Below are 9,156 nucleotides of genomic sequence, written 5' to 3'. Positions count from 1 at the left end.
CCCCCGGCCCGCCGTGCGGCGCCGCCCTGTCCGGCGGCGTTGCACGGAACTGTCACAAAGCGCCGCTAGACTGGCGCGCTTGCCTCATTCCCCACGGATTCCCCAATGCTCGGCGACCTGTTGACGACATTCTATGAAGTGGCGCGGCAGGGCAGCATCACCACCGCCGCCAAGCAGTTGCGCGTCAGCCAGCCCACCGTCACGGGCCGCATCCGCCAGCTCGAGGAGAGCTACGGCGTCGAACTGTTCTACCGGCGCGCCGGCCGCGTCGACCTCAGCGACGTGGGCGTGGCGCTGATGCCGGTGGTCGAGCAGCTCATGCAGCACGAAGGCAGCGCGGATTTCCTGCTGCGCAACGCCGGCAACCTGCACCTGGGCAACCTGCGCATCGGCGCCACCGGCCCCTACTACATCCTGCCCAGCGTGGCGGCGTTCCGCGAGCGCCATCCGGCCATCGAGATCAGCCTCGACATCGGCAATTCGCAGCAGATGCTGGACGCGCTGTTCGAGTACCGCATCGACGTCGCGGTGTCCTCGCACGCCGTGGACGACGAGCGCCTGGCCCGCATCACGCTGGCGTCCGACCCGATGGTGCTGGTGGTCCACCCCGGCCACGCGCTGGCGCGCGCGCCCAGCGTCAGCCTGGAGCAGATCGCCGCCTGCCACCTGCTGATCCGCGAGCACGGCTCGATGACGCGCAAGGCGGTCGAGACCGCGCTGGAGAAGGCCGGCCTGCGGCTGCCGTCGAGCACCGTGATCGGCAGCCGCGAGGCCATCTACGAAGCCATCCGCCAGGGCCTCGGCGCGAGCGTGGTGCCGCTGGGCGAAGTCCCGCGCGATGCCGGCCTGTGCGCGGTGCCCTTCTCCAGCCAGCCGCCGATCCTGCACGAGTACCTGTACTGCCTGCAAGGCCGCACCCACACGCGCCTGATCGGCGCGTTCCTGGAGTGCCTCGCGCCGCGCGCGGCGGCATGAGCGAACGCGCGGCCGGCGCGCCGCAAATACGCCGATAGCCGTATCGGAATTCTTGCGCCGCGCATCATCGGCGAGTCACCGCGCCTGCGCATGCTTTCCGGTTTTCCGACCGGAGACGGCGCATGTCCTGCCTTGCCTTGTTTGACCTCGACCACACCCTGCTACCGCTCGACAGCGAATACGAATGGGCGCGCTACCTGGTGGCGGCCGGCGCCGCCGACGCGCGCGAGGTCGAGGCCAACAACGCGCTCTGGCTGGCCGAGTACGGCGCCGGGCGGCTCGATTTCCACCGCCACGCCGGCTTCGCCCTCGGCCTGCTGGCGCGCCATCCGCGCGCGCGCCTGGAAGCGCTGCGCGACGGCTTCATGCGCGAGGTCATCGCGCCGGCCATCCTCCCCGAAGCGCTCGCGCTGCTGGCGCGCCACCGCGAGGCCGGCGACCTGTGCTGCATCGTCACCGCGACCTGCCGCTTCGTCACCGAGCCGATCGCCGCGGCGCTGGGCGTCGCGCACCTGGTCGCGGTGGAGGCCGCGTGCGACGCGCGCGGCGAGTTCACCGGCGCCGTGCAGGGCGTGCCGAGCTTCGGCGCGGGCAAGATCGAGCGCGTCGCGCAGTGGCTGGCCGCGCTCGGGCTGTCGTGGGACGGCTTCGAGCGCACCGCGTTCTACAGCGACTCCCGCAACGACATCCCGCTGCTCGAGGCGGTGAGCCACCCGGTCGCCACCAACCCGGACATGGCGCTGGGCGAGCTGGCCGCGGCGCGCGGCTGGGCGGTGCTGGAGCTGTTCGCGGAAGAAATGGCCGGCTAGGCCAGCCGCACGCCCCCGCGCCCGGCGCGCGGCGGCGTCACGGGGATTTCATATTCGCGGCGGATGATGGGAGGCACGCCCGCTTGCCTGGACCCGGATCTGCCCTCGCCCATGCCCCCGCCCGCCGCCGACGGTTTCGCCGAGATGCGGCAACTGGAAGCCATCCTCGAAGCCGGCGCGCATCGCCTCGATGTCTGCCGCGTCGGCGAGGTCGACGCGGGCGGGCAGCGCTTCCCCCTCTACACCGCCGGCATCGGCTCGGACGACCCGCGCGCGCCGGCGATCGGCTTCTTTGCCGGCATCCACGGCCTGGAGCGCATCGGCACCCACCTGCTGCTCGACTACATGCGCATGCTGCTGTGGCGGCTGGAGTGGGACGACCTGCTCGAGCGGCAGCTGCAGTCGGTGCGGCTGCTGTTCATGCCCATCGTCAATCCCGGCGGCATGTGGGCCTACCGGCGCGCCAACCCCAACGGCGTGGACCTGATGCGCAACGCGCCGCAGGATGCCGATGGCCGCGTGCCGCTGCTGGCCGGCGGCCAGCGGCTGGGCGCGTGGCTGCCGTGGTACCGCGGCAGGCTGGGCGCGCCGATGGAGCAGGAAAGCCAGGCCATGCTGCGCGTGGTGGCGCAGCAGTTGCAGCAGCGCCCGCTGAGCTTCGCGCTGGACTGCCACTCGGGCTACGGCTGGGGCGACAGCATCTGGTTTCCCTACGCGCGCACCGCGGCGCCGATGGCGCACCTGCCGGAGATGTTCGCGCTCAAGACCATGTTCGAGCAGGCCCACCCGCACCACGGCTACGCCTTCGAGCCGCAGAGCCACCAGTACCTGCTGCACGGCGACCTGTGGGACTGGGCCTACGACCACACCCCGGCGCCCAACATCTTCCTGCCGATGACGCTCGAGCTGGGCTCGTGGCTGTGGATCAAGAAAAACCCGCGGCAACTGTTCTCGCGCCACGGCTTCTTCAACCCGGTCAAGGCGCACCGCACCGAGCGCGTGCTGCGCCGCCACGCCAACCTGCTCGACTTCCTCGGGCGCGTGGCCTACGCGCCCGAGCGCTGGCTGCCGCAGGGCGAGCGGCGCGCGCAGCTGCTGGCGCTGGCCACCGCGCAATGGCAAGGCAGGCCACCCCGATGAGCGACTGGATCCTGCTGCGCGGCCTCACGCGCGAAGCGCGCCACTGGGGCGCCCTGCCCGCCGCGCTGCAGGCGCGCTGCGGCATCGCGCGCATGACGCTGCTGGACCTGCCCGGCAACGGCGCGCAGGCGGCGGTGCGCGCGCCGCCAGATGTGGCGGCGATGGTCGAGCACGTGCGCGCCGGCGCGCGCCGGCAGGCGCTGGCGCCGCCCTACCGCGTGCTGGCGATGTCGCTGGGCGCGATGGTGGCGGCGGAATGGGCGCGGCGCTATCCGCGGGAGATCGGCGCGCTGGTGCTGGTCAACACCAGCATGCGGCCGTTCGGCAGCGTGGCGCAGCGGCTGCGCCCGCGCAACTGGCCCGCGCTGGCCGGCATGGCGCTGCGCTGGCATGACGGCCCCTATTGCGAGCGCACCATCCATCGCCTCACCTGCAATGCCGTCGCCACGCGAGAGACCGACGTGGCCGCGTGGAGCGCGATCCGCGCCAGCGCCCCGGTCAGCCGCGGCAACGCGCTGCGGCAACTGTGGGCGGCGGCGCGCTACCGCGCCGCCGCGGCGCCGCCGTCCTGCCCCACGCTGCTGGTGTCGTCGACCGCCGACCATCTGGTGGACCCGGCCTGCTCGGCGCGGCTGGCGGCGGCGTGGGGCGTGCGGCACCGCTGGCACCCGTGGGCCGGCCACGACCTGCCGCACGACGACCCGGCCTGGCTGGCCGCCACCGTGGCGCACTGGCTCGGCGAGACCGGCGCGGCCTAGCGCCGGCCGGTCAACCGTGCTCGCCCGCGCGCGAGGTGCACGCCGCGTGGACGGGATGCTGCGCCATCAGCCGGCGCACCACGCCGTTGGTCCAGCCGAAGCCGTCCTGCAGCGGATACTCGCCGCCCCCGCCGCCCACCGCGCCGTGCGGCGCCGGGCGCAGCGCGTACTTCTCCACCAGCTTGCACTCGCGGCGGTAGAGGCTGGCCACGGTATGCAGCCAGCGGTGTGCGATCTCGCGCGCCAGCGCATGCTGCCCGTGGCGCGCAAACCCGCCGATGGCCAGCCACTGCAGCGGCGCCCAGCCGTTGGGCTGGTCCCACTGCTCGCCGCTGATGCGCTCAGTGGTGGCGATGCCGCCGGGCAGCAGCAGGCGCGCGGCCACGGTGCGCGCCAGCAGCGCCGCCTGCGCCGGGCTGGCCGCGTCCACGTAGAGCGGCATCACGGTGGCCGCGGTCAGGCCGGCGCGCGGGCAATGGCGCTGCCAGTCGAAATCGAACCACGCGCCTGCGGCCTCGTTCCACATCAGGCGGTCGATGGCGCCGCGCCGCGCCCGCGCGCGCGCCAGGAAGTCCGGCGCGTCGGGGTCGCCGGCGGCGGCGGCCAGCTCCGCCAGCTTGGTTTCCAGCTTGTACAGCAGGCAGTTGAGGTCGACCGGCAGGATGGCCGTGGTGCGCACCGTCTCCAGCCCGCCGCCGGGGTCCTGCCAGCGCGAGCTGAAGTCCCAGCCCGATTCGGCCGCCGCGCGCAGGTCGCGGTAGACCTCGGGCGCGGGGCGCGACGACGACGCGGCGGTGGCCACGTCCTCGATGTAGGCTTCCTCGCGCGGCGTGTCGCGCTCGTCCCAGTAGCGGTTGAGCAGGCTGCCATCGGCGAGCCGGACCACGCGCCGGCATGCCTGGCCCGGCGCCAGGTGCTCGGCGCCGCGCATCCAGAACGCATGTTCCTTGCGCAGCTGCGGCAGGTAGGCCAGCTCGGGCTGCACGCCGTGGTCCTCGAACAGTTCCACCATCAGCGCGAACACGGGCGGCTGCGAGCGGCTCAGGTAGTAGGTGCGCGTGCCGTTGGGGATCACGCCGTAGGTGTCGAGCAGGTACGAGAAATTGGCCGCCATGCCGTGCAGCAGGCCGTGCCGGCCGCTGGCGGCGAGGCCCAGCATGGTGAAGTAGGAATCCCAGTAGTACAGCTCGGCGAAGCGCCCGCCCGGCACCACGTAGGCATGGGGCAGCGGCAGCAGCGAGCCTTGCGGCGGGTGCGCGGACGGGTGGCGCGTGAGCACTTCCCAGAGGCCGTCGATATGGTCGCCGAGCGTCTGCGCCCGGTCGGAGACATAGCTGCTGCGCGGCACCTGCGGCAGCGTGAAGTGCTCCCGCACGAACGCCGCGAGGTCGAAGCCGGCGGCGCCCGCGCGGGCGCGGTAGGCCGCCAGGATCGCGGCCGGGTCCTGGCGCGGCATGGCGTCGGTGAAGGTCTTGCTGTCGTCGAACACGCGCGCCGTCTGCACGGCGACGAACAGATCCTGGTAGCGGTCGGCGGGGGTGAGCGGATCGGCGTGGGGACAGCCCTGCAGGCGGTGCGGGACGACATGGTGGCCGCCGGTGCGGTCGGCCACCTCGCGCACGCGGCCCGCGTGCGGCAGCCCGGCCGCGGCGGCGGTGCGGGGACGGTTCTTCATGGCTGGCCTGCGCCGCCGCGTTCCGGCGCGCTGGTGATCCGTGCTGGCATTCCCGCTCCCGCTGCTTGTCCGCGCGGCGGCCCGGGCGGCCGCCGATAAGGCATCAGAGTGCGGCCCGGCGGGCGAGTTCCGGCGCGCCGGCGGGCGCGGCAGGCACGGCGGCGCGGCGCGCCTCGCGCATCACTCCCGCATCACTCCCATGCTGTTCGCGCGTCAGCGTTGCCCGGCGCGCGCCGCATGGGCGCGGCGGAAGTCCTCGAACGGCAGCGGCCGGCCGAGCAGCACGCCCTGCGCCTGGTCGCAGCCTTCGGCGCGCAGCAGGCGCAGCTGGTCGGCGGTTTCCACGCCCTCGGCCAGCACCGGGATCGCCAGGCTGCGGCCGAGCGCGAGGATGGCGCGGATGATGGCCCGGGCCTGCCGGTCGGCGGCGATCTCGGCGATGAAGGTGCGGTCGAGCTTGATCTTGTCGAACGGGAACGAGCGCAGGATGTCCAGCGACGAATAACCGGTGCCGAAGTCGTCGATGGCGATGGTCACGCCCAGCGCCTGGATGCGGCGCAGGATGTCCAGCGCGCGCGCCTTGTCGCCGATGATGGTGGACTCGGTGATTTCCAGTTCGAGCCGGCCCGCTTCCAGCCCGGTTTCTTCCAGGATGCCCGTCACCAGCCGGACCAGGTTGCCGTGGATGATCTGCACCGGCGACAGGTTGACCGAGATCTTGCGCGGCGCGTCCCAGTGCGCGGCCGCGCGGCAGGCGCTGCGCAGCACCCACTCGCCGATCGGCAGGATGGCGCCGCAGGTCTCGGCCAGCGGGATGAAGCTGTCCGGCGTGATCAGCCCGCGCGCGGGATGCCGCCAGCGCAGCAGGGCCTCGCAGCCGATCGCCGCGCCGCTGGCGATGGCGGTCTGCACCTGGTAGTCCAGCACGAACTGGTCGGCGGTGATGGCCATCCACAGCTCGCCGGCGAGCGTGCGGCGCTCGCGCTCGGCCTCGTCCATGCGGCTTTCGTAGAAGCAGATCGACTCCGACAGGCTGCCCTTGGCGCGGCGCATGGCCAGCCCGGCGTTGGCGGCAAGCTGTTCGGCGCGGGTGCCGTCGCCGGGAAAGACCGCGACGCCGATGCTGGCCCCGGCGGTCAGCTCGAAGCCGTCCAGGCGCACCGGCTCGCTCAGGCACGTCACCAGCCGCGCGATGAACTCGCTCAGCTCGGGCTGCTGCGCGAAGCGCTTGACGGCCATGAACTCATCGCCGCCCACGCGCGCGATGAACTCGCCCGCGTCGAGCTGCGCGGCGATGCGCCCGGACACCGCGCGCAGCACGGTGTCGCCGGCGGCGTGTCCATAGAGGTCGTTGATTTCGCGGAAGCGGTCCAGGTCGATGCCGAGCACGGCCACCCGGCTGCCCTGCTTGCGCGCGCGCGGCAGCTCCTCGTCGAGGTGGTCGATGAAGAAGCTGCGGTTGGGCAGGCCGGTCAGCCCGTCGTGGCGGGCCATGTGGTGGATGGTGGCCTCGATGCGGCGCTGCTCGGTGATGTCCTCGCAGGTCGTGACCCAGGCGCCGTCGGCCAGCGTGCTGTGCGACAGCGCGATGGCGCGCCCGTCGGGCAGCGCTTCCACGCTGCGCCAGCGCGGCTGCCGGCGCAGGATGTCGAGGTGCCGCTCGGCCAGCGCCTGCGCGTAGGGCTCGGCGCGGGCCTCGGGCGGCACGGCGTGGGCGGACGGGGTGGACTGGGCCGACGCGGTGGACTGCGTGGACATCCGGCCCGCCGGCGCGCCGGGCGCGGCGGCCTCGCTCGCGCGCGCGCCGGTCATGGCGCGGCACACGTCGAGGAAACCGGCGCCGGGCGCCAGCCCGCCGGCGGCCGTGCCGAAGATCGCCTCCATGCGCCGGTTGGCCAGCACCAGCGTGCCGTGCGCGTCGAACATGCACAGGCCCTGCGACATGTTCTGCAGCGCCAGGTCCAGCTTGCGCGTGACCTCGGCCAGGCGCTCGGCGTCGGCCTTCTGCTGCGTCATGTCGCGCGTGATCTTGGCGTAGCCGAGCAGGCGGCCGGCGCGGTCGTGGATGGGGGTGAGCAGCACGTGCGCCCAGAAGCGGCTGCCGTCCTTGCGCACGCGCCAGGCGCCGGCCACCTCGCAGCGGCCCAGCTCGCGGGCCCGCTGCAGGGCCTGCCCGGGCAGGCCGGCGGCGCGGTCCTCGGGCGTGTAGAAGCGGGAAAAATGGCTGCCCAGGATTTCCTCGCGCGCATAGCCCTTGGCGCGCTGCGCGCCGGCATTCCAGCTACTGACGCTGCCGGACGGATCGAGTGCGTAGATCGCGTAGTCGGTCACGCCCTGGATGAGCAGGCGAACGAGTTCCGTCTCGGCGGGCGGACCTTGGATAGGCGGCATGAATGGTGTCGGCGTTATCTGTTTATGCCGCCCGGACACGCACTCGCCCCTGGCGGGACGAGTCCCTTGCGCGTGCAGGCGGAGGGTCGCGCCGGCGCTGCCTTTGCGCCGGTCGCCTACGGGGGATAACGGCAGCGCGCCGCGGAAATTTACCCTGGGGCGGGCCGGCCGCGGCCGGGGACGGCGATCACGCGCGCCCCCCCATTCCGCGCCGGGCACGTTCCCGGCGCGGAACACGGAACGCGCCTTCCGTGGATCACGAGGCAGGCCCGCGCAGGCCAGGAGGCGGGAAAACGCGCGACGGATTCGCCGCGCCGAAAGAATGGCGCAAGAAAAACGGCGTGCCGGCAAAGGGCACGCCGTCGGGGGACTGCGGCGAGGCAGGTCAGGCGGGAAGAGTCTGCGCTACCAGAGTGACCATCGAGCCACTGGCGACACAGACCAGGGCCCAGCCTGCCAGCAGACGGAAACTCTGCCAACGGCTCATGATGCGCTCCTGGTATCCGCGCGCCGCCAGGGCGGCGCGACGGGGTGAATCGGGGTCGGCGTCAGGCGCTGTCCTGCCTGCCGCCGGGTTCCTCAGGCGTTGGCGCCGTCGAGGTAGGGATCGGCCTTGCCGCTGCGGGCGCCGTCGTAGAACGGGTTGCGCTTGCCGTTGCCGCGCGCGCCGTCGGTGTACGGGTCGGCGCTGCGGGCGGGCTCGGCCGATACGCCGCTGCGATCGAGGCCGGCCACCATGCGGGCGCCGTCGGTGTACGGATCAGCGCTGCGGGCCGGTTCGGCCGACACGCCGCTGCGGTCGAGGCCGGCCACGGTGCTGGCGCGCGCGCCTTCCGTGAACGGGTCGAACTTGCCGGTGCGGGCACCTTCGGTGAACGGGTCGAACTTGCCGCTGCGCGCGCCGTCGGTATAGGCGTCGCGCACGCGGTAGTTGTAGCCGTACTTGTCGGCGGGGACGGTGCCGGCCTGCGCGGCGCCGGTGGCGAAAGCCGCGGCAAGGGTGGCGGCGGTGAGCAGGGACTTGGCAAGAAGCTTGGCGTTCATGATGTTCTCCAATCGAAGCATGGGTCCGGGGGTCTGCACTGGCCGCGGGGACCGGGATTTATCCGGGAAGCCGTCCGTCTTGCCCGATTCGCGCTTTATCTATTGATAGGTAGACAAGCAGGGCAAAAAAAATGACTTCCGTCTTTGTTGCTGTTTGCTGCACTGGACGCCGGTGCCGGGTGGGCCTTGCTGCACTGCCGTTACCGTGGCGCCGCATCCATGAGACGAATCTTATCTATCTGTAGGTAGATAGTCAAGGGTTTTCACCAGGTTGTTTTAGAAATCCTTTTCAGGTGCGCCCGGCAACGCTTTGTGCGCCGCGCCCGGCATGCCCCGGGCCGGAGTGCCGGCGCCGGCCCGCCTT

The 9,156-nt window shown here is 72.5% G+C and carries 7 protein-coding genes; 4 read left to right on the top strand and 3 right to left on the bottom strand.

Going from position 1 to position 9,156, the window contains the following annotated elements; all coding sequences use genetic code 11:
* The first annotated feature begins 105 nt into the window (after nt 1-105).
* The 4 genes from K206_RS0128350 (at nt 106) to K206_RS0128335 (ending at nt 3,682) form a co-directional block, all read left to right on the top strand.
* On the top strand, nt 106-975 hold the full coding sequence (locus tag K206_RS0128350) for a LysR substrate-binding domain-containing protein (RefSeq protein ID WP_020205750.1): 870 nt from the start codon (nt 106-108) through the stop codon (nt 973-975).
* 122 nt (nt 976-1,097) lie between these two features.
* Nucleotides 1,098-1,784: an HAD family phosphatase gene (locus K206_RS0128345; protein WP_020205749.1), complete on the top strand. Its 687-nt coding sequence runs from the start codon at nt 1,098-1,100 to the stop codon at nt 1,782-1,784.
* Nucleotides 1,785-1,895: 111 nt separating this feature from the next.
* Complete coding sequence (locus K206_RS0128340; protein ID WP_020205748.1) at nt 1,896-2,924, top strand: M14 family zinc carboxypeptidase; 1,029 nt, start codon at nt 1,896-1,898, stop codon at nt 2,922-2,924.
* Nucleotides 2,921-3,682, top strand: a complete 762-nt coding sequence (locus K206_RS0128335; RefSeq protein ID WP_020205747.1) for an alpha/beta fold hydrolase — start codon at nt 2,921-2,923, stop codon at nt 3,680-3,682. Before K206_RS0128340 ends, K206_RS0128335 begins: the two co-directional genes overlap by 4 nt.
* Nucleotides 3,683-3,692: 10 nt before the next feature.
* On the opposite strand, the gene treF is transcribed toward K206_RS0128335, so the two are convergent.
* The 3 genes from treF to K206_RS0128320 all read right to left on the bottom strand — a co-directional run bounded on the left by treF (nt 3,693) and on the right by K206_RS0128320 (nt 8,792).
* Nucleotides 3,693-5,357, bottom strand: a complete 1,665-nt coding sequence (gene treF, locus K206_RS39545) for an alpha,alpha-trehalase TreF (protein ID WP_020205746.1) — start codon at nt 5,355-5,357, stop codon at nt 3,693-3,695.
* 213 nt (nt 5,358-5,570) lie between these two features.
* On the bottom strand, nt 5,571-7,748 hold the full coding sequence (locus tag K206_RS0128325; RefSeq protein ID WP_020205745.1) for an EAL domain-containing protein: 2,178 nt from the start codon (nt 7,746-7,748) through the stop codon (nt 5,571-5,573).
* Nucleotides 7,749-8,327: 579 nt separating this feature from the next.
* Nucleotides 8,328-8,792: a hypothetical protein gene (locus K206_RS0128320; RefSeq protein ID WP_020423952.1), complete on the bottom strand. Its 465-nt coding sequence runs from the start codon at nt 8,790-8,792 to the stop codon at nt 8,328-8,330.
* Between the last annotated feature and the right edge of the window lie 364 nt (nt 8,793-9,156).

This window comes from Cupriavidus sp. WS, from assembly GCF_000395345.1.
Taxonomy (GTDB): Bacteria; Pseudomonadota; Gammaproteobacteria; order Burkholderiales; family Burkholderiaceae; genus Cupriavidus; species Cupriavidus basilensis_B.
Note: the sequence above shows the minus strand (reverse complement) of the source record. Positions and strands in the feature narration are given on the sequence as shown.

What these genes read in the sequence shown, in the direction of transcription:
- K206_RS0128350 (WP_020205750.1), top strand. Translation starts at nt 106, where the DNA reads ATGCTCGGCGACCTGTTGACGACATTCTATGAAGTGGCGCGGCAGGGC.
- K206_RS0128345 (WP_020205749.1), top strand. Translation starts at nt 1,098, where the DNA reads ATGTCCTGCCTTGCCTTGTTTGACCTCGACCACACCCTGCTACCGCTC.
- K206_RS0128340 (WP_020205748.1), top strand. Translation starts at nt 1,896, where the DNA reads ATGCCCCCGCCCGCCGCCGACGGTTTCGCCGAGATGCGGCAACTGGAA.
- K206_RS0128335 (WP_020205747.1), top strand. Translation starts at nt 2,921, where the DNA reads ATGAGCGACTGGATCCTGCTGCGCGGCCTCACGCGCGAAGCGCGCCAC.
- treF (WP_020205746.1), bottom strand. Translation starts at nt 5,357, where the DNA reads ATGAAGAACCGTCCCCGCACCGCCGCCGCGGCCGGGCTGCCGCACGCG.
- K206_RS0128325 (WP_020205745.1), bottom strand. Translation starts at nt 7,748, where the DNA reads ATGCCGCCTATCCAAGGTCCGCCCGCCGAGACGGAACTCGTTCGCCTG.
- K206_RS0128320 (WP_020423952.1), bottom strand. Translation starts at nt 8,792, where the DNA reads ATGAACGCCAAGCTTCTTGCCAAGTCCCTGCTCACCGCCGCCACCCTT.